Raw genomic sequence first — 20123 nt, forward strand, 5'->3', positions numbered from 1 at the left:
GGGTAGGCGGCCCTGCTCAGGCATGTCGCGACAGAAAAGCCTGCCTCACATGCCAGGATGGTCACGATGCGTCTACCCACGTTGCGCCGGAACCGGAACTCCGACCCGGGCAGAGTCCTCGGCACCGCGCGCCTTGATCGCCGGACGAAACGCCTGGTCGGTCGGCTGCGCCCTGGTGACATCGCGATCATCGACCACGTCGACCTGGATCGGGTGGCGGCCGATTCGTTGGTAGCGGTCGGGGTCGGCGCGGTGCTCAACGCCAAGCCCTCGGTGTCCGGCCGTTACCCGAACCTCGGCCCGGAGGTGCTTGTCGCCGCCGGCATCCCGCTCCTCGACGACCTCGGGGAGGGCGTCTTCGAGCAGATCCGCGAGGGCGACCAGGTGCGCATCGAGGGCAACACGGTCTTCGCCGGTGACGAGCCGGTGGCCCACGGCAGTCTGCAGGACGCCGAGTCGGTCGCGAAGGCGATGGCCGACGCCCGGGAGGGCCTGTCGGTGCAGTTGGAGGCGTTCGCCGCCAACACGATGGACTACCTGCGCCAGGAGCGCGACCTGCTGCTCGACGGTGTCGGGGTGCCGGACATCGAGACCCAGATCCAGGGGCGGCACTGCCTGATCGTGGTGCGCGGCTACGACTACAAGGCCGACCTGGACGTGCTTCGCCCGTACATCCGGGAGTTCAAGCCGGTGCTCATCGGCGTCGACGGCGGCGCGGACGCGCTTGTCGAGGCCGGCTACACCCCGGACATGATCATCGGGGACATGGATTCGGTCACCGACGACGTGCTGCGCTGCGGCGCCGAGGTGATCGTGCACGCGTACCCGGACGGGCGGGCGCCCGGTCTGCCCCGGGTCAACGGTCTCGGCGTACCGGCGATCACCTTCCCGGCCGCCGCGACAAGCGAGGACCTGGCCATGCTGCTCGCCGACGAGAAGGGCGCCTCGCTGCTGGTCGCCGTCGGCACCCACGCCACCCTCGTCGAGTTCCTCGACAAGGGCCGCGGCGGGATGGCCTCGACCTTCCTGACCCGGCTGAAGGTCGGTGGCAAGCTTGTCGACGCCAAGGGTGTGAGCCGGCTCTACCGGCAGAGCATCTCCGGATCCTCGTTGCTGTTGCTGGTGCTGTCGGCGATCGCGGCGATGGCGTCCGCGGTGGCTGTCTCGACAGTCGGGAAGGCGTACCTGGGCGTGGTCGCCGAGTGGTGGGACAATTTCGTGTTCCAGCTGTACCGGCTCTTCTAGTTCCCGACCGATCAAGAGGCTGCAAGCGTGATCAACTTCCGCTACCACGTGGTGTCCCTCACCGCGGTGTTCCTGGCTCTGGCGATCGGCCTGGTGGTCGGCACGGCCGCCCTCAACGGCCCGGTCGCCGATTCGCTCGAGGGGCAGGTCACCGGGCTACGCAAGGACAACCAGTACTGGCGCCAGCAGGTCAACAACATGGAGAAGCAGCTCGGGCTGGAGGAGGAGTTCGCCGAGAAGATGTCCCAGGTCGTCCTCCCCGGCGAACTGACCGGGCGTCGCGTGCTGGTGCTCACCCTGCCCAACGGGCGCGACCACACCGAGGGTGTGCTCAAGAAGCTCCAGCTCGCCGGGGCCACCATCACCGGCCGGGTCGATCTGCAGGACAAGCTCGTCAACCCGGACAACAACTCCAACCTGCTGGAGTTGGCCGTCACCGCGGCCCGCCCGACCGCGCAGACCACCGGCCTTCCGGGCAACGGGCACGGTGTGGAGACCTCCAGCGCGCTGCTGGCGAGCGTCCTGCTGGACCGGGCCCAGGGCACCGCGCCGGTCAGCGACGCCGACCGCCGGGCGGTGCTCGCCGCGTACAACAACGCCGGCTACCTGACCACCGACAACAACAAGGTCACCGGCTCGGCGGAGGCGGTCGTCGTGGTCAGCGGTCAGCCGTACGTCGACAAGGACTCCGACAAGCGGGACGAGTCGGTCGTCAAGATCGCCGAGCAGTTCGACCGGACGGGTTCGATCGTGGTGGCCGGCAACGGCTCCGCCGGTGGCAACCTGGTGTCCGTGGTCCGCGGTGACCCGGTGCTCTCCCAGACCATCTCCACCGTCGACAACGCCAACACCGTGCAGGGCCAACTGGTCACCAGCCTCGCCCTGGTGCAGCAGCTCACCGAGAAGAAGGCCGGCCAGTACGGCGTCGGCGACAACGCCGCCTCCGGCCTGTTGCCTACACTGCCCCAGTGAGCGAACGACGTACCCCCGTGTCCGTAACCGACGCCCCGGCGATCCTGAGGCACCGCGGGGCGGCGGCGTGAGCGCGCTCGGCCGGCTGCTGATCGCCGGTGCCGGTGCCGCGGCGGCCCGGTACGCGCTGCGCGAGGTGCGTACCTCCCCGGCCGGACCCGCGCTGGAACGCACCAACTTCCGGGGCCGCACGGTGACCCTGGCCGCCGGCCCGGCGCTCGCCGCCGGGGCGACCGCCGTCGGCGCGTTCGGTGCCACCAGCGGCCCCTCCGGTGCGGCCGCCCTGGTCGCCGGCCTCGGTGCCGGTGGCGTCGGCCTGTACGACGACGTGGTCGGCGCGCGACCGGAGCAGAAGGCGGCCAAGGGCTTCGCCGGTCACCTCGCCGCGCTGCGCACGGGACGCGTCACCGCCGGCCTAGTCAAGATCGTCGGGGTGGGCGCCGCCGGGCTGGGCGCCGCCGCGCTGCTCGCCGCCGACCCCCGCGTCGCCGCGCACCCCCGTCGGCAGCGCCACGGCGCGTTCGGCCGGAGCGTCGACGTGCTGCTCGGCGCCGGCGTGATCGCCGGCACTGCCAACCTGCTCAACCTGCTCGACCTGCGGCCGGGCCGCGCCCTCAAGTCCGGGCTGCTGCTCGCCGCGCCCCTGACCGGCGGCCCGCACGGCGGGATCGCCGCCGGCGCGGCCGGCGCCGCCGCCGGCCTGCTCCGCGACGACCTGGCCGAGGACGTGATGCTCGGCGACAGCGGCGCGAACGCGCTCGGTGCGCTGCTCGGCGTCGCGCTCGCCGCCCGTACCGGCCCCCTCGGCCGGGCCGGTCTGCTCGCGCTGCTCGCCGGTCTCACCGCCACCAGCGAGAAGGTCAGCTTCACCGCGGTGATCCAGCGGACCCCGGGGCTGCGGGAGCTCGACGCTCTGGGCCGGCGCGCCGACTGACGTGACCAGACCGGCACCCCTCGCCGGCGCCGGCCGGTTGGCCGGGGCAGCCGCGCTCATCGCCGTCCTCACCGTGGCCAGCCGGCTCGCCGGGTTCGGCCGCACCGCCGTGTTCACCCTCGGTCTGGGGCACACCGACCTCGGCGGCACCTACGTGGTGGCCAACGCGGTGCCGAACTTCATCTTCGAGATCGTCGCCGGGGGAGCGCTGGCCAGCCTCGTCGTACCGCTGCTGGCCGGCGCGGTCGCGGCGGGCGACCGGACGGCCGTCGCCCGGACCACCGGGGCGCTGCTGACCTGGACGCTGGCCCTGCTGGTCCCGCTCGCGCTGCTCGTGGTGGTCGGCGCCGGGCCGGTGATCGGGCTGCTCGGCGACGGGCTGACCGCCGCCCAGCAGCAGAGCGGCGTCCGGATGCTGCGGGTGTTCGCGCCGCAACTGCCGCTGTACGGGGTCGGCATCGTGCTCGCCGGCGTGCTCCAGGCCCACCGCCGCTTCGCCTGGCCGGTGCTCGCCCCGTTGCTGTCCAGTCTCACCGTCATCGTCGTCTACCTCGTGTTCGGCGCGACGCAGGGCCGCTACGCCACCGTCGCCGGGGTCAGCGCCGGTGGCGAGTTGCTGCTCTCCGCCGGCACGACCCTCGGCGTGCTGGTGCTGTCGCTGTCCCTGCTGATCCCGGTGCGCCAGCTCCACCTGGGGTTGCGGCCCGGCTTCGGGTTCACCGCCGACGTGCGGGCCCGGGTCGGCGGGTTGGCGGTGGCCGGCGCGGTCACCGTCGCCACCCAGCAGATCGCCCTGATCGTCAGCCTGAACCAGGTCACCTACGGCGCGGCGACAAATCCCAGCGTCTACAACCTGGCGCAGACCGTCTACCTGCTGCCGTGGGCGGTGTTGGCGGTGCCGCTGGCCATCGCGGCCTACCCGACCCTGGCGGCGGCGCGGGCCGCCGGTGACGAGGACACCTACCGGGCGACCCTGGCACCGGCCGTGCGCGGGGTGCTCCTGTTCAGTTGTCTCGGCACGGCCGCGCTGATCGGGACGGCCGGCCCGGTCGGGCACTTCTTCTTCCCCGCGGCCACCGCCGCGACCGCCACCGCCGCGATCATCGGGTACGCCCCGGGCCTGCTCGGCTACGGCCTCTTCGCGGTGCTCACCCGAGCCCTCTACGCCAGGGGGGAGACCCGGGCGGCGACGACCGCCACCGCCGTCGGCTTCCTGGCGGTGCCGGCCGTCGCCCTGCCGCTCGGTGCGCTGCTGCCGCTGCGGGACCGGGTGCTCGCGGTGACCTCCGCGAACTCGGTGGGGATGCTGGTCCTCGGGGCGTTGCTGCTCCTGGCGGTGGCGCGCAGCGCCGGCCGTCCGGCACTGGCCGGCGCGGCCCGTGCCGGGGCGGCCGGTGGCCTCGCCGGTGTGCTCGCCGCGCTCGCCGGGCTGGGCCTCACCCGCTGGCTCGACACACCCGGCGGCGGCACCCCGACGACGGCGGCGGCACTCGGTCAGGGCATGCTGTCCGGGGTTCTGGTCGGGGCGGTGTTCCTCGCTGTGGTCTGGTTCGTCGACCGGCGGGACGTGCAACCGCTGCTCGCCGGGGTGCTGCGGCGTCTGGGTCGGCGGGGGCCACGGGGCGGGGACGGCGGATCGAAGCCGGTCTCCCCGGAACGGGGCGACGGGAAGGAGACGGCAGCGCGATGACTGAGCCAGCTCTGCCGGCCGGCTGGTCGGGAAGCGTCGCGTTGGTGCTCGCGTCAAGCACCGGCGGGGTCGGCCAGCACGTCCGCTCGGCGGCCCGGGGCCTCGTCGCGGGCGGCGCGACAGTCCTGGTCTGCGGGCCGGCCGCCACCCAGGAACAGTTCGACTTCACAGGTGTGGGTGCGCGTTTCGAGCCGGTGGAGATCCCGGCCAGCCCGACTCCCGCCGACGCCCGAGCGGTGCTGACCCTGCGGCGGGTGCTCTCCGCCGCGGGCGTCGACGCGGTGCACGCGCACGGCCTGCGCGCCGGGTTGGTCGCCGTGCTGGCCCGCCCCGCCGCCCCACTGGTCGTCACCTGGCACAACGCGGTGCTCGCCGGCGGAGTGCGGGGCGGGATGTCCCGCCTCGCCGAACGAGTGGTGGCCCGCGGTGCCCGGGTGGCGCTGGGCGCCTCCACGGATCTGGTGCGCCGGGCCGCCGCGCTGGGCGCAGCCGACGCCCGACTCGCCCCGGTCGCCGCGCCGACGCTGCCCGCGCCGCGCCGACGCCGGGCGGCGGTACGCGCCGAGTTCGGCGTACGCCCGGACCAGCCGCTGATCCTCTCGGTCGGCCGGCTGCACCCGCAGAAGCGCTACGACGTGCTGATCGACGCGGCGGCCCGCTGGCGCACGCGTACCCCACCGCCGGTCGTGGTGATCGCGGGCAGTGGCCCGGCCTACCTGCCGCTGGCCGCCCGGACCTCCGCGGCCCGCGCGCCGGTGACCCTGCTGGGGCACCGCACCGACGTGGCCGACCTGCTCGCCGGCGCCGACCTCGCGGTGGTGACAAGCGACTGGGAGGCCCGGCAGCTCTTCGCCCAGGAGGCGTTGCGCGCCGGCGTACCACTGGTGGCCACCGCGGTCGGCGGGCTGCCGGAGCTGGTCGGCGACGCCGCCACGCTTGTCCCTCCCGGCGATGTGGACGCGGTCGACGCGGCGGTGCGTGCGCTGCTGGACGACCCGGCCGCACGGGCCGAGCTGGGCCGCCGTGGCGCGGACCGGGCGGCGACCTGGCCGACCGAGGCGGACACCGTCGCCGCGTTGGCCGCCCTCTACGCCGAGCTGGCCGGGCACCCCACCGGCCCGGCGGCCACCCCGGACTCCGACGCCCCGAGAACGGGACACCGGTGATGCTGCGCCGAATCGCCCCCGCCCTGCTGACCGTGCTCGTGGTGGCGCTCGGCGTCACCGCGCTGGCCGCCCGCCCACCACAGAGCGTCCCGCACCGCACCGCCGACTTCGTGGTGCTCGCCGGGATCGCCGGGCTGCGCTGGGAGGACGTCGATCCGCAGAGCACCCCGACGTTGTGGCGGATGGCCCAGGAGGGATCGATCGGCTCACTGTCGGTGCGGTCCGCGCACCGACCCACCTGCCCGGTGGACGGCTGGCTGACCCTGGGCGCGGGCAGCTTCGCCGCGTGGAACGGCAGCCGGCCGCCCGACGGGTGCCCGCCGGCCGGGGTGGCCGTGGAACAGCCCGACGGCATCGGCGCGAACCTGCCCGACCAGGAGAGCGTGGTGCAGTACAACCAGCAGCGCCTGTCCTGGGGCGCCATGCCCGGTTCGCTGTCGGAGTCGGTCCGCTGCTCGGTCGCCGTGGGCCCGGGTGCGGCCGTGGCGGCCGCCCGACCGTTCGGCCGCGTCGACAGGTACGCCTCGGCGTTGCCGGCCGATCCGCAGGTGCTGCTCGGCTCGTGCGTGCTGAGCATCGTCGACCTCGGCACCGTCGAGGGGACCGATCCGGCGTCGCGCGCCGGGCAGGCCCGCGCGGCGGACGCCCAGTTGGCCCGGGTGCTGGCCGCCCGGCCACCACGGTCGTTGGTGCTGGTCGCGGGGATCTCCGACACCGCCCAGCCGTCGCGGCTGCACGTGGCGGTCGCCGACGGTCCGGGCTGGGAGCGGGGGTGGCTCACCTCGGCCAGCACCGGCCGCGACGGGTACCTGCAACTTGTCGACCTCGCGCCGACCGCCCTCGCCGCGCTGGGCCGCCCGATGCCGGAACGCCTCTTCCTCGGCCGGCCGGCGATCAGCACCGGCGGTCGCCCGGCCGACCTCGCCGACGCGATAAGCGCCCCGGCGAACGCCGATCGGGAGGCGGCCGCCCAGCGGACCGTCTCCGGCCGGTTCTTCACGCTGCTCGCCGGCGTGCAGGTGCTGCTGGCCCTGGCGGTCCTGCCGCTACTGCGCCGTGCCCGCCCGCACGCCGGGCCGACCGGCCCGACCGCCGTCTCCGGGCGGATCGTGGCAGTGGCGGAGTTGCTGCTTGTCGCCGTGGCGTTGACGGTGCCGGCGGCGCTGCTGGCCGACGCGGTGCCCTGGTGGCGTGGCGACCACCCCGGCTGGCTCTTCGCCGGGATCACCGGGCTGCTGGTGGCCGCCGGCACCGCGGCGGTCCGGTTCGTCCCTGGGTACGCGGGCACCCTCGGCCCCCTCGGCGCGGTGGCGGGCCTCACCACGCTCGTCGTCGGGCTGGACGTGCTCACCGGGGCCAGCCTCCAGCTCAACGGAGTGGTCGGCTACTCCGCGTTGCAGGGCGGCCGGTACGCCGGGTTGAGCACTGTGGGGCTGGGCGTGTTCCTCGCCGGGGCGCTGCTCACCGGGGGCTGGTTCGCCCAACGGGTGCACCGTGGTTGGCGGCCGGCGGTGATGGTGGCCGTGGGTGGCCTCGCCGTGGTGGTGGTCGGCAGCCCGTACCTGGGCGCCGATCCGGTCGGCGCGATCGCGCTCACCGCCGGGGTGAGCGTCGCCGCCGTGATCAGCGCCGGGGGCTGGTTGACGATCAGTCGGCTGGCCTGGGCGGCCATGGCCGCCCTGGCGGTCGGCATCGGGTTCGCCGTGGTGGACCTGCGGCGTTCGGCGGCCGAGCGGGGCAGCCTGGGCAGGTTCCTCTCCGCGCTCGGCGACGGCACCGGCGGGTTCACCGTGCACCGATCCAGCACGGAGAATTTCGAGACGTTGGTCAACAGCCCGCTGACCGTGCTGGCGCTGGTGGGTGGGTTGCTGGTGTGGTTCGCCCTGTTGCAGCCGTGGGGTGGGCTGATGCGGTTGTTCGGCATCTACCCGGCGGTCCGGGCAGCGATGGCCGGCACCGTGGTCGCCGCGGTGCTCGGTGGTGTGCTCGACGGCGCGGCGCTTGACGTGCTGGGCGCCGCCGCCGCGCTCGTGGTGCCGATGGCCGCTCTGGCGTCGCTGCGGGTCCTCGGACACGCCGCCGACCGGACCCGCCCGCTGCCGGGTCGCTCCCGCGCGGACGGCGCCGACGACTCGGGGTCCGGCGGGGTCGCTCCGGTCGGTGGGGGTGACGGTCCGACAGGTGGTGGGGGTCCGCTGGGCGCGGTCCACCCCCGTCCGATCAGCGGGCCGCCCTCGGGCGCACCGGAGGCGGTCACGCCGCCGGCGACACCGGACGACCCCCCGACCGACGCCGACGAGCCCCCGCCCGACGCCGACGAGCCGGCGGGGCCGACCGCGCGCCTGTCGACGCCGGACGCCACCTCGACGGTGCCCGTGCCGCCCCGGCAGGTCAACCGGTCATCGACCGAGGTTGCCGCTCCCTGAGCGCCGGACGACCCGGTGGGGTCGCAGCCGGGGTGCGGCCTGCGGGTACCCACCCGGGAGGTGTTACCGTCGAATCCCGTGGATCGCGTGATCACTGAGCTGATCAAGCACGGCGGTCTGCATGACCGCGACAGACGACACGGGAGCAGGCCTTGGCCCCATCAGCACGGACGACCAGGCACATTTTCGTCACCGGGGGCGTCGCCTCCTCGCTGGGTAAGGGCCTCACCGCCTCCAGCCTCGGCAACCTGTTGACCGCACGCGGGTTGCGGGTGGTGATGCAGAAGCTCGACCCCTACCTGAACGTCGACCCGGGGACGATGAACCCGTTCCAGCACGGTGAGGTCTTCGTCACCGAGGACGGCGCCGAGACCGACCTCGACGTCGGGCACTACGAGCGCTTCCTGGACCGGGCGTTGTCCGGCAAGGCGAACGTCACCACCGGCCAGATCTACTCCGACGTGATCGCCAAGGAGCGGCGCGGGGAATACCTGGGCGACACCGTCCAGGTCATCCCGCACATCACCAACGAGATCAAGTCGCGGATCCTGGCGATGGCCGACCCGGACGAGGACGGCCAGCTCCCCGACGTGGTGATCACCGAGGTCGGCGGCACGGTCGGCGACATCGAGTCGCTGCCGTTCCTGGAGGCGATCCGCCAGGTCCGCCACGACCTGGGCCGGGACAACTGCTTCTATCTGCACGTCTCGCTGGTGCCGTACCTGGCGCCGTCGGGTGAGCTGAAGACCAAGCCGACCCAGCACTCGGTGGCGCAGTTGCGCAACATTGGTATCCAGCCGGACGCGATAGTGCTGCGCTGCGACCGGGAGATCCCGGTGAAGCTCAAGGAGAAGCTGTCGCTCTACTGCGACGTGGACACCGAGGCGGTCGTCGCCGCCCCGGACGCCCCGAGCATCTACGACATCCCGAAGGTGCTGCACCGGGAGGGGCTCGACGCGTACGTGGTGCGCCGGCTCGGTCTCTCCTTCCGGGACGTGGACTGGGCGAGCTGGGACGACCTGCTGGAGCGGGTGCACCGGCCCCGGCACACGGTGACCGTCGCGGTGGTCGGCAAGTACGTCGACCTGCCCGACGCGTACCTGTCGGTGAGCGAGGCGATCCGCGCGGCCGGGTTCGGTCACCGGGCCCGGGTGCAGCTCCGCTGGGTGCCCAGCGACGAGTGCGTCACCCCGGCCGGCGCCGCCGCGGCGTTGGCCGGCGTGGACGGCATCCTCATCCCCGGCGGCTTCGGCGTGCGCGGCATCGAGGGCAAGATCGGCACCGCCCGGTACGCCCGCGAGAACGGCATCCCGCTGCTCGGCCTCTGCCTCGGCCTGCAGTGCATGACCATCGAGGTGGCCCGGCACCTGGCCGGCCTGGACGGCGCCAACTCGTTGGAGTTCGACGAGCAGGCCGCGCACCCGGTCATCGCCACCATGGCCGACCAGGAGGACATCGTCGCCGGCCGGGGCGACCTGGGCGGCACCATGCGGCTCGGGGCCTACCCGGCGACGCTGACCGAGGGGTCGATCGTCGCCGAGGCGTACGGCAGCGCCGAGATCAGCGAGCGGCACCGGCACCGGTACGAGGTGAACAACGCCTACCGGGACGCGTTGACCAAGGCGGGCCTGCACATCTCCGGCACGTCGCCGGACGGTCGGCTCGTCGAGTTCGTCGAGCTGGACCGGAGCCTGCACCCGTTCTTCGTGGCCACCCAGGCGCACCCGGAGCTGAAGAGCCGACCCACCCGCCCGCACCCGCTGTTCGCCTCGTTCGTCAAGGCCGCGGTGACGTACTCGCAGGCCGACCAGTTGCCGGTCGACCTGGACACGGCGTCGGAGGCCCCGACGACGCGCAAGGCCGCCCGCAACGGCGCCGCGACCAAGGCGGCATCCGCCTCGTGAGCGAGCAAACCAGCGGGGCGCCTCGCGCCGTCGTCGAGCGCAGCGAGGCGACAGCGTGAGCGGGGTCGAGCACCGCTACGAGGTGCGGTCCCGCGAGGAGCGGTACCGGGGGCGGATCTTCGACGTGGTCACCGAGGAGGTGACCATGCCCGGCGGCGGGACGGGGGTGCGTGACCTCGTCCGGCACGTCGGGGCGGTGGCCGTGGTGGCGCTCGACGACGCCGGCCAGGTGGTGCTGATCCGGCAGTACCGGCACCCGGTCGGCCGGCACCTGTGGGAGCTGCCCGCCGGGCTGATGGACGTCTCCGGCGAGGAGTTGCCGGCGGCCGCGTTGCGGGAGCTGGCCGAGGAGGCGGACCTCACCGCCGGGCAGGTCGACGTGCTCGTCGACCTGCACAGCTCACCCGGGTTCACGAACGAGCTGGTGCGGGTCTTCCTGGCCCGGGACCTCGCCGACGTGCCGGCCGACGAGCGCCACGAGCGCCGCGACGAGGAGGCCGACCTCCAGGTCGTCCGGATCGACCTGGACGAGGCGGTGGCCATGGTCCTGGCCGGCGAGATCACCAACGCGTCCGCGGTGGCCGGGCTGCTGGCCGCGGCCCGCGCCCGGGACGCCGGCTGGTCGGCGCTGCGCCGGGCGGACGCGCCGCTGCCACGCTGAGCGCCGTCGCCGGTCCCGCACCGGCGAGAGGAGTACGCGCAGAGGGGCCCCGCGGTTGACCGCGGGGCCCCTCTGTGGTCGGTCAGTCGCGCAGCGGGCGGCCCTGTGCGTCCGTGCCGCCGTTGACCAGGACGAGGATGCCGTCGATCAGGCCCCAGAGGGCGCCGAAACCGCAGGTCACCAGGCTCACCACGAGCTGGAGGACCGCGATCTTGGTGTGTCCGGTGTAGAACCGACCGGCGCCGAAGGTGCCGAGCAGGATGCCGAGGATGCCCGCGACGACCTTGCTTTTATCTGAGTAACCCGGGGCGTACCCGGGCTGGTAAGGAGGAGTGGTCATGCGCGGACACTTTAGTGATCAACTCTTGCGCTGTCCGCACCGCCACCCCGTAGATGGGACGATAGTGGTGGAACAGTGTGCGGACGGCTGAGGCGGTGATCCGCCGGCGCATCCGGGTGCTGCCCTGACACTCCGTCAGGACACCCGGGCACCGGATGCCACTGTGCTGGCTCGCGGCGGCACCGGGCGCGCCTAGACTGCCGCCGGCGGGACCGGTGGACCGTGGTGGCAAAGGAGCCGCCGCGGCACCGAGCAGTCGGGGGAGAGCAGCCCCGAAGAGAGGTGTCTGCATCGTGAAGGTCGGAATCCCACGCGAGGTCAAGAACCACGAGTACCGCGTGGCGATCACGCCAGCGGGCGTCAACGAGTTCACCCGCAGTGGTCACCAGGTCTTCGTCGAGGCCGGTGCGGGAGTCGGCTCCAGCATCACCGACGAGGAGTTCGCCGCCGCCGGCGCGAAGATCCTCGCCACCGCCGACGAGGTGTGGGAGACCGCCGAGCTGGTGCTCAAGGTCAAGGAGCCGATCGCCGAGGAGTACCACCGGATGCGCGAGGGGCAGGTGCTCTTCACCTACCTGCACCTGGCCGCCTCCAAGGAGTGCACCGACGCGCTCGTCGACCGCAAGGTGACGGGCATCGCGTACGAGACGGTCGAGCTGCCCGACCGGTCGCTGCCGCTGCTCGCCCCGATGTCCGAGGTCGCCGGCCGGCTCGCCCCGCAGGTGGGCGCCTTCTACATGATGCGTACCGGCGGTGGGCGCGGTGTGCTGCCCGGCGGTGTGTCCGGCGTGTACGCGGCCAAGACCGTCGTCATCGGCGCCGGCGTGTCCGGCATGAACGCCGCCGCGATCGCGCTGGGCCTGCAGTCCGAGGTGCTGCTGCTGGACAAGAACGTCGCCCGGCTGCGCTCGGCCGACGCCATCTACCGGGGCCACCTGCAGACCGTCGCGTCCAACGCCTACGAGGTCGAGCGGGCCGTGCTCGACGCCGACCTGGTCATCGGCGCGGTGCTGGTGCCCGGCGCGAAGGCGCCGACGCTGATCTCCAACGAGCTGGTCTCCCGGATGAAGCCGGGCAGTGTGCTCGTCGACATCGCGATCGACCAGGGCGGCTGCTTCGAGGACTCGCGCCCCACGACCCACGCCGACCCGGTCTACAAGGTGCACGAGTCGATCTTCTACTGCGTCGCGAACATGCCCGGCGCGGTGCCGAACACCAGCACGTACGCCCTGACCAACGTCACCCTGCCGTACGCCCTGGAGCTTGCCAACCACGGCTGGCGGGAGGCGCTGCGCCGCGACCCGGCGTTGGGGCTGGGCCTGAACACGCACGACGGCCGGGTCACCTACGGTCCGGTCGCCGAGGCGCACGGCATGGACGTGCTTCCACTCACCGAGGCACTGGCCTGAGCGGTGGCGGGCTGACCGGCAGCACGGACTCCGGCGCCGGCGTGGTTGAACAGCCCACGCCGGCGCTGCGCCGTGCCGTGCGCGGCTACCTCGACCACCTCACCGTCGAGCGTGGACTGTCGGCGAACACGCTCGCCTCGTACCGCCGGGATCTGGACCGTTATCTCGCGACCCTGGTCGAGGCCGGCGTCGCCGACCTCGCGTCGGTCGGCGCCGGTCTCGTCGAGTCGCACCTGGCCCGGCTGCGCGCGGGCGACGACGCGCACCCGCCGCTGGCGGTCTCCTCCGCCGCCCGCGCGGCCAGCGCGGTCCGCGGCCTGCACCGGTTCGCGCTGCGCGAGGGGCTGGCCGGCGCCGACCCCAGCCGCGACGTCCGCCCGCCCACCCCACCCCGCCGGCTGCCGAGGGCGCTACCTGTCGACGACGTGGTCCGGCTGCTGGAGACCGCCGGCCCGACCAGCGCGGTCGGCGCGGACGCCCCGCTCGCGCTGCGCGACCGGGCGCTGCTGGAGTTCCTGTACGGCACCGGCGCGCGGATCTCCGAAGCGGTCGGCGCCGCCGTGGACGACCTGGACACCGACGAGGGCACAGTGGTGCTGCGCGGCAAGGGCGGCCGGGTGCGGCTGGTGCCGATCGGCGGGTACGCCGTCGACGCCGTGCGCGCCTACCTGGTCCGGGCCCGCCCCGGCCTGGCCGCCGCCGGCCGGGGTACCCCGATGGTCTTCCTCAACGCCCGCGGCGGCGCGCTGACCCGCCAGGGCGCCTGGGGCATCCTGCGCGCCGCCGCCAGCCGGGCCGGGCTGCCCGTCGACGGGCCCGCGGCGGTCTCCCCGCACACCCTGCGCCACTCGTACGCCACCCACCTGCTCGACGGCGGCGCCGACGTCCGGGTGGTCCAGGAGTTGCTCGGCCACGCGTCGGTGACCACGACGCAGGTCTACACACTTGTCACAGTCGAGCGGTTGCGCGAGGTGTACGCCACCGCCCATCCGCGCGCCCGGGACTGAACCCGGTCAGTGTCGGCTCCGACACGCCGGGCCGGTGCCGAACCCCCTGCTGGTCGGTGGCGTACAGTCGGCATCGGCGCGGACCTCCTGGAGCGATACGACCGGGGTGCGCAGCGGCGCCGCGAAGGACGTCGGACGGCTCCGACGCCGGGTGGGGTCGTCGGGAGGGGGCAACGAGCACATGGCTGGCAACGGTGACCGTGCCGAGACCTGGACGTCGGAGCTCCGCGAGCAGCAGGCCACGCTCGGCGCGGATCTGGGTCCGGCGGACCCGGCTGCCTACACGATGCGCAAGCCCATCCCCGAGCCCATGCCCACCGACCGGCACGGGCCGGCGCGCATCATCGCGATGGCCAACCAGAAGGGTGGCGTGGGCAAGACCACCACCACCATCAACCTGGGCGCGGCCCTCGCTGAGTACGGCCGCAAGGTGCTGCTCGTCGACTTCGACCCGCAGGGCGCCCTCTCGGTGGGGCTGGGGGTCAACCCGCACAACCTCGACCTGTCCGTCTACAACCTGCTCATGCAGGACGACGTGACCGCCGAGGACGTCCTGATCAAGACCGACGTGGCGGGCCTGCACCTGCTGCCGGCCAACATCGACCTCTCCGCCGCCGAGATCCAGCTCGTCAACGAGGTCGCCCGGGAGATGGCGCTGGCCCGGGTCCTGCGGTCGGTCCGCAAGGAGTACGACTACATCCTGATCGACTGCCAGCCGTCGCTCGGCCTGCTGGCGATCAACGCGCTGACCGTCGCGCACGGCGTCCTCATCCCGCTTGAGTGCGAGTTCTTCAGCCTGCGCGGTGTGGCGCTGCTGCTGGACACCATCGACAAGGTGCGGGAGCGGCTCAACTTCGACCTGGAGCTCGAAGGCATCCTCGCCACCATGTACGACAGCCGCACCACGCACTGCCGGCAGGTCCTCCAGCGGGTGGTCGAAGCGTTCGGCGACAAGGTCTACCAGACGGTCATCACCAAGACGGTGAAGTTCCCGGAGTCCACCGTGGCCGGTGCCCCCATCACGACGATGGACCCGGCCTCGTCCGGAGCACGCAACTACCGTCAGCTAGCCCGCGAGGTGATCGCCGCCCAGTCGGAGCGGTAGCCGGAACGCCTGGTGCCCGCCTCGTGGACTACGGTCGTGCGGTGACCGCGCCACCCCTCGACCCGCCTGACGCCGCTACTCCGGCAGTGGTCGACGGCGTGCCGCCCGCCGCGACCGGCTTCACGGTTCGCCTGGCCAACTTCACCGGCCCGTTCGACCTGCTGCTGCAACTGATCGGCAAGCACAAGCTCGACGTCACCGAGGTGGCCCTGCACACGGTCACCGACGAGTTCATCGCCTACATCCGGGCCATGGGCGACAACTGGGACCTCGACGAGGCCAGCGAGTTCCTGCTCATCGCCGCGACCCTGCTCGACCTGAAGGCCGCCCGGCTGCTGCCCGCCGCCGAGGTGGAGGACGAGGCCGACCTCGCCCTGCTGGAGGCACGGGACCTGCTCTTCGCCCGGCTGTTGCAGTACAAGGCGTACAAGGAGGCGGCAGCACACATCGCCGAGCTGGAGGCGGTCGGCGGCCGGCGGTATCCGCGGGCGGTCAGCCTGGAACCCCGCTACGCCGAGGCGCTGCCCGACCTGGTCCTCGGCATCGGCCCGCAGCGGCTGCTGAAACTTGCCGTGAAGGCGATGACCCCGAAACCGGTGCCGGAGGTCTCCATCGCCCACGTGCACATGGTCCGGGTCAGTGTCCGGGAGCACGCGGCGATCCTCACCGCCCGGCTGCGGCGGGCCGGCACGGCCACGTTCTCGCTGCTCTGCGCCGACTGCGAGGCCACCCTGGAGGTGGTGGCGCGGTTCCTCGCGCTGCTGGAGCTGTACCGGGAGGGGCTTGTCGCCTTCGTGCAGGAACAGGCACTGGAGGAGCTGACCGTGCGCTGGACCGGCCCGGCCGACGGCGACACGGAGCTGCACGTCGACGAGTACGCCGGCACCGCGGCCGACCCGGAGCCGGCGGGGGTTGGGTCTGAGCCGGCGGGGGTTGGGTCTGAGCCGGCGGGGGTTGGGTCTGAGCCGGCGGGGGTTGGGTCTGAGCCGGCGGGGGTTGGGTCTGAGCCGGCCGGGGCTGGGGTTGAGTCGGTTGGGCCTGAGTCGGTTGGGGCTGAGCCTGCGTCGGTGCGGGTTGGGCCTGAGTTGGTAGGGGAGGCCGGTGGGCCGGACGGGACGGGAATGACGGAGGGTGCGCGGGATGAGTGACGAGGAACGCCGGGATTCGCTGGCCGACCAGGCTGCCGCCTGGGTCCCCCCGTGGGACCGCCCCCGCCCGCCCGCCGCCGCGAACATCCCCGACAACACCGACGGCCCGTCGGACGAGTCAACCCCACCGCCGGACGAGTCGTCCCCACTGCCGGTCGAGTCGTCTCCACTGCCGGACGAGTCGGCTACGGCTCCGCTGTCGGATCAGGGAGATCTTGGACGGAAAGCGCCCCTCCAGGGGCCGGAACCTTCCAAGATCTCCGCCGAGCCGAGCGCGAACGCGTCGGGCTCGACGAAGTCGGGCTCGGACTCGACGGAGTCGGGGACGGGTTCGGTGGCGGGGACCGGCTCGGATTCGGGGGAGTCGGGTGACGTTTCGGGCGTACCCCGTCGGGAGGGCGCGGGGCGACGGCGGGTGACGGCCGCGCCGGAGCCGGCGCCGGAGCTGTCCGACGCCGAGCTGCGCGGCGCGCTGGAGGCGATCCTGCTGGTGGTCGACGAGCCGGTCAGCGAGCTGGTGCTGGCCCAGGTGCTGGAGCAGCCCGCCGAACGGGTCGGGCCGCTGCTCGACGAGATCGCCGCCGGCTACACCGCTGCCGGCCACGGGTTCGAGTTGCGCCGGGCGGCCGGCGGGTGGCGGCTCTACACCCGGCCGGAATACGCTACGTACGTTGAACGGTTCGTGTTGGACGGGCAGTCCGTACGACTGACCCAGGCGGCGTTGGAGACGCTCGCCGTGGTCGCCTACAAGCAGCCGGTGACCCGTTCGCGAATCTCAGCCATCCGGGGTGTGAACTGCGACGGGGTCATCCGTACGCTGGTCACCCGCGGCCTCGTCGAGGAGTGCGGCACCGAACAGGACAGCGGGGCGTTCCTCTACCGGACCACCACGTTGTTCCTGGAGAAGCTCGGGCTGAACACCGTTGCCGAGCTGCCGCCCCTCGCACCCTTCCTGCCCGACGACGTAGAAGAGCTTGCTGATGCGACCCGATAACCGTTCCCCGAAAACCGACGCTCCCGTCTACGAGGGGGCTGAGCGCCTGCAGAAGGTGCTCGCCGCCGCCGGCGTGGGTTCCCGGCGCGCCTGCGAGGACCTGATCTTCCGCCGCCGGGTCACCGTCGACGGGCGGGTCGCCAAGCTCGGTGACAAGGTCGACCCGGCCACCGCGGTGATCCACGTCGACGGGGAGCGCCTCCAGGTCGACATCCGCCTGGTCTACGTGGCGATGAACAAACCGCGCGGCGTGGTCACCTCCATGGCTGACGACAAGGGCCGCAACGAGCTGGCCGAGTTCATCGGCAACCGGGTGGAGCAGCGGGTCTACCACGTCGGGCGGCTCGACGCGGACAGCGAGGGCCTGCTGCTGCTCACCAACGACGGCACCCTCGCGCACAAGCTCATGCACCCCTCGTACGAGGTGCTGAAGACCTACCTCGCCGAGGTGGTCGGGCCGATCCCGCGCAACCTGAGCAAGCGGCTGCTGGCCGGGGTCGAGCTGGAGGACGGGCCGGTCAAGGTCGACTCGTTCAAGGTGGTGGACACGCTGGGCAAAAGCGCCCAGGTGGAGCTGAGCCTGCACGAGGGCCGCAAGCACATCGTCCGGCGGCTGATGGAGGAGGTCGGCCACCCGGTCACCCGGCTGGTGCGTACCGCGATCGGGCCCATCCGGCTGGGTGAACTGCGTACCGGGCGGATCCGGCGGTTGACGAACGCCGAGGTCGCCGCCCTGTTCAATGCGGTGGGTGACTGACCCCCGAAGTTCGGGGTACGGCTGCCGGTAGGCTCCACCGATGGCCGGGACGCGGCCCCCGGAGGTGGCGTGGGTCGCCCCCGGCGGCGGCGCACGCGGGTCCGCGACGGACCGCGGGCATGATTGATGACGATTGACAAACCGCTTGCGGCGCCAGATCACCGGGCGATCCGTGAGGTACGGGCTGAGGAGGACACGGTGGAGGAAAACGTACGGGCCAGGCGATGTGTGGTCGCCGTGGACGGGCCATCCGGTTCGGGTAAGTCGACAGTGTCGCGGCGGCTCGCCGTCGGGATCGGCGCGCGCTACCTGGACACCGGGGCGATGTACCGGGCGATCACGTGGGCCGTGCTGCGCTCCGGCGTGGACCTCACCGACGCCGCGTCGGTGGCCAAGGTCGCCGGCGAGGTCAAGCTGCACATCGGCACCCACCCGCAGGGGTACGCCGTGACCGTCGACGGCGTGGGCGTGGACGCGGACATCCGGGGCCCGGAGGTGACCGGGGCGGTCTCCGCCGTCGCCGCCGTGCCGGCCGTCCGTGAGCTGCTGGTCACCCGGCAGCGCGAGATGATCGCCAACGCCAATCGGATGGTCGTCGAGGGTCGGGACATCGGCTCGGTCGTCGCGCCGGACGCCGACCTGAAGGTCTTCCTCACCGCCTCCGAGGCGGCCCGCGCCGCCCGGCGCAGCGCCGAGGACGCCGCCGACGTGGCGGCCACCGCCGCCGACCTCGCCCGACGAGACCATCTCGACTCGACCCGCAAGGTCAACCCGCTCGCGCAGGCCCCCGACGCGGTCGTGCTGGACACCACGGAGCTGGGGATCGACGAGGTCGTGGCGCGGCTGCGCGACCTGCTCACCGAGCGGGGCGTGGCATGAGTAGCGATGGTGGTGGGTGGGTCGAGCTGCGTGAGCCCGACGTCGCCGTCGAGGAACCGAGCGGCCCGCAGCCGGTCGTGGCCGTCGTCGGCCGCCCCAACGTGGGCAAGTCCACGCTCGTCAACCGGATCATCGGCCGCCGCCAGGCGGTCGTCGAGGACGTTCCCGGGGTGACCCGGGACCGGGTGCCATACGACGCGCAGTGGAACGGCCGGGCATTCACCGTGGTGGACACCGGCGGCTGGGAACCGGACGCGAAGGACCGGGCCGCGGCCATCGCGGCGCAGGCCGAGACGGCGGTCGTCACCGCCGACGTGGTCCTCTTCGTAGTCGACGCGATGGTGGGCTCCACCGACGTGGACGAGGCCGCAGTGAAGATGCTGCGGCGCAGCGCCAAGCCCGTGATCCTGGTGGCGAACAAGGCCGACAACACCTCCATCGAGATGGAGGCGACCTCGCTCTGGTCGCTCGGCCTCGGTGAACCGTTCCCGGTCTCCGCGCTGCACGGACGCGGCTCCGGCGACCTGCTGGACGCCATCCTCGCCGCGCTGCCGGAAGCTCCGGCGATCATCGAGAACCGGCCGCGCGGACCCCGCCGGGTGGCGCTTGTCGGGCGGCCGAACGTGGGCAAGTCCAGCCTGCTCAACCGGTTCTCCGGTGAGGACCGGGCGGTCGTCGACTCGGTCGCGGGCACCACTGTGGACCCGGTGGACAGCCTTGTCGAGATCGGCGGTCAGACCTGGCAACTGGTCGACACCGCCGGGCTGCGCAAGCGGGTCGGCAAGGCCAGCGGCACCGAGTACTACGCCAGCCTGCGCACCGCAGGTGCCATCGAGGCCGCCGAGGTGGCCGTGGTGTTGCTGGACTCCAGCGAGCCGATCAGCGAGCAGGACCAGCGGATCCTGTCCATGGTGACCGAGGCCGGCCGGGCGATGGTCATCGCGTTCAACAAGTGGGACCTCGTCGACGCCGACCGGCGGTACTACCTGGACAAGGAGATCGACCGGGAACTGCGTCGCATCCCCTGGGCGATCCGCCTGAACCTGTCCGCGATGACCGGCCGGGCGGTCGACAAGCTGGCCCCGGCCCTCAACAAGGCCCTGGCCAGCTGGGAAACCCGGATCCCGACCGCGCAGCTCAACCAGTGGTTGACCGCGCTGGTGCAGGCCACCCCGCACCCGGTACGCGGCGGTCGCGCGCCGCGGATTCTGTTCGCCACGCAGGCCGGGGTGGCGCCGCCACGGTTCGTGCTGTTCACCACCGGCCCGCTCGACGCCGGTTACCAGCGCTTCGTCGAGCGCAAGCTCCGCGAGGAGTTCGGGTACGAGGGCAGCCCCATCGAGATCTCGGTCCGCCCGCGCAAGAAGCTCGGCCCCGGCGGCCGAGGCAAGGCGCACGGCTGACCTGCCTGTTCTCCCGAAATGCCGGACGGGTGATCCTCGCCCGTCCGGCATTTCTTCTACCCCACCCTCCTAGGACGCTTTAG

General features: G+C 72.9%; 17 protein-coding genes. 16 read left to right on the forward strand and 1 reads right to left on the reverse strand.

The genetic code is table 11. The features are described 5' to 3' along the window. Window positions 1–66: 66 nt before the first annotated feature. The 8 genes from steA to AB0F61_RS13325 all read left to right on the forward strand — a co-directional run bounded on the left by steA (window position 67) and on the right by AB0F61_RS13325 (window position 10998). Complete coding sequence (gene steA / locus AB0F61_RS13290; protein WP_357808177.1) at window positions 67–1245, forward strand: putative cytokinetic ring protein SteA; 1179 nt, start codon at window positions 67–69, stop codon at window positions 1243–1245. Between the two features lie 27 nt (window positions 1246–1272). Then, window positions 1273–2217, forward strand: a complete 945-nt coding sequence (locus AB0F61_RS13295; RefSeq protein ID WP_357808180.1) for a copper transporter — start codon at window positions 1273–1275, stop codon at window positions 2215–2217. A gap of 67 nt (window positions 2218–2284) precedes the next feature. Beyond that, window positions 2285–3151, forward strand: coding sequence for a hypothetical protein (locus tag AB0F61_RS13300; RefSeq protein ID WP_357808183.1), 867 nt, complete (start codon window positions 2285–2287; stop codon window positions 3149–3151). A 1-nt stretch (window position 3152) separates the two neighbouring features. Next, window positions 3153–4841 (forward strand): lipid II flippase MurJ, encoded by a 1689-nt coding sequence (locus AB0F61_RS13305; RefSeq protein WP_357808186.1) that lies wholly within the window; start codon window positions 3153–3155, stop codon window positions 4839–4841. Then, window positions 4838–6007 (forward strand): glycosyltransferase family 4 protein, encoded by a 1170-nt coding sequence (locus tag AB0F61_RS13310; protein WP_357808189.1) that lies wholly within the window; start codon window positions 4838–4840, stop codon window positions 6005–6007. Before AB0F61_RS13305 ends, AB0F61_RS13310 begins: the two co-directional genes overlap by 4 nt. Then, a complete protein-coding gene (locus tag AB0F61_RS13315) occupies window positions 6007–8433 on the forward strand; it encodes a hypothetical protein (protein ID WP_357808192.1) in 2427 nt (808 codons plus the stop codon). Before AB0F61_RS13310 ends, AB0F61_RS13315 begins: the two co-directional genes overlap by 1 nt. A 152-nt stretch (window positions 8434–8585) precedes the next feature. Continuing rightward, complete coding sequence (locus tag AB0F61_RS13320; protein ID WP_357808195.1) at window positions 8586–10337, forward strand: CTP synthase; 1752 nt, start codon at window positions 8586–8588, stop codon at window positions 10335–10337. A 55-nt stretch (window positions 10338–10392) separates the two neighbouring features. Beyond that, window positions 10393–10998, forward strand: a complete 606-nt coding sequence (locus AB0F61_RS13325; RefSeq protein WP_357808199.1) for an NUDIX hydrolase — start codon at window positions 10393–10395, stop codon at window positions 10996–10998. 82 nt (window positions 10999–11080) lie between these two features. Here the strand turns inward: AB0F61_RS13325 and AB0F61_RS13330 are convergent, their stop codons facing one another. After that, a complete protein-coding gene (locus AB0F61_RS13330) occupies window positions 11081–11338 on the reverse strand; it encodes a TM2 domain-containing protein (protein WP_357808202.1) in 258 nt (85 codons plus the stop codon). Between the two features lie 293 nt (window positions 11339–11631). Here AB0F61_RS13330 and ald point away from each other — a divergent pair, with 293 nt between their 5' ends. The 8 genes from ald (at window position 11632) to der (ending at window position 20040) form a co-directional block, all read left to right on the forward strand. Next, complete coding sequence (ald, locus tag AB0F61_RS13335; protein ID WP_357808205.1) at window positions 11632–12747, forward strand: alanine dehydrogenase; 1116 nt, start codon at window positions 11632–11634, stop codon at window positions 12745–12747. A 41-nt stretch (window positions 12748–12788) separates the two neighbouring features. Then, window positions 12789–13754 (forward strand): site-specific tyrosine recombinase XerD, encoded by a 966-nt coding sequence (locus tag AB0F61_RS13340; RefSeq protein ID WP_357808208.1) that lies wholly within the window; start codon window positions 12789–12791, stop codon window positions 13752–13754. A gap of 181 nt (window positions 13755–13935) precedes the next feature. After that, a complete protein-coding gene (locus AB0F61_RS13345) occupies window positions 13936–14859 on the forward strand; it encodes a ParA family protein (protein ID WP_088990243.1) in 924 nt (307 codons plus the stop codon). Between the two features lie 41 nt (window positions 14860–14900). Continuing rightward, on the forward strand, window positions 14901–16007 hold the full coding sequence (locus tag AB0F61_RS13350) for a segregation/condensation protein A (protein ID WP_357808210.1): 1107 nt from the start codon (window positions 14901–14903) through the stop codon (window positions 16005–16007). Next, on the forward strand, window positions 16000–17001 hold the full coding sequence (gene scpB, locus AB0F61_RS13355) for an SMC-Scp complex subunit ScpB (protein ID WP_357808213.1): 1002 nt from the start codon (window positions 16000–16002) through the stop codon (window positions 16999–17001). Before AB0F61_RS13350 ends, scpB begins: the two co-directional genes overlap by 8 nt. Beyond that, window positions 16988–17758, forward strand: a complete 771-nt coding sequence (locus AB0F61_RS13360) for a pseudouridine synthase (RefSeq protein WP_357808216.1) — start codon at window positions 16988–16990, stop codon at window positions 17756–17758. The genes scpB and AB0F61_RS13360 overlap by 14 nt, the downstream gene beginning before the upstream one ends. 198 nt (window positions 17759–17956) lie before the next feature. Next, window positions 17957–18637 carry a (d)CMP kinase gene (gene cmk, locus AB0F61_RS13365; protein ID WP_357808219.1) on the forward strand — a complete coding sequence of 227 codons (681 nt, stop codon included), beginning with the start codon at window positions 17957–17959 and terminating at the stop codon, window positions 18635–18637. Next, window positions 18634–20040 (forward strand): ribosome biogenesis GTPase Der, encoded by a 1407-nt coding sequence (der, locus tag AB0F61_RS13370; RefSeq protein WP_357808222.1) that lies wholly within the window; start codon window positions 18634–18636, stop codon window positions 20038–20040. The genes cmk and der overlap by 4 nt, the downstream gene beginning before the upstream one ends. The last annotated feature ends 83 nt before the right edge of the window (window positions 20041–20123 follow it).

This window comes from Micromonospora sp. NPDC023888 (assembly GCF_040639415.1).
GTDB lineage: Bacteria > Actinomycetota > Actinomycetes > Mycobacteriales > Micromonosporaceae > Micromonospora.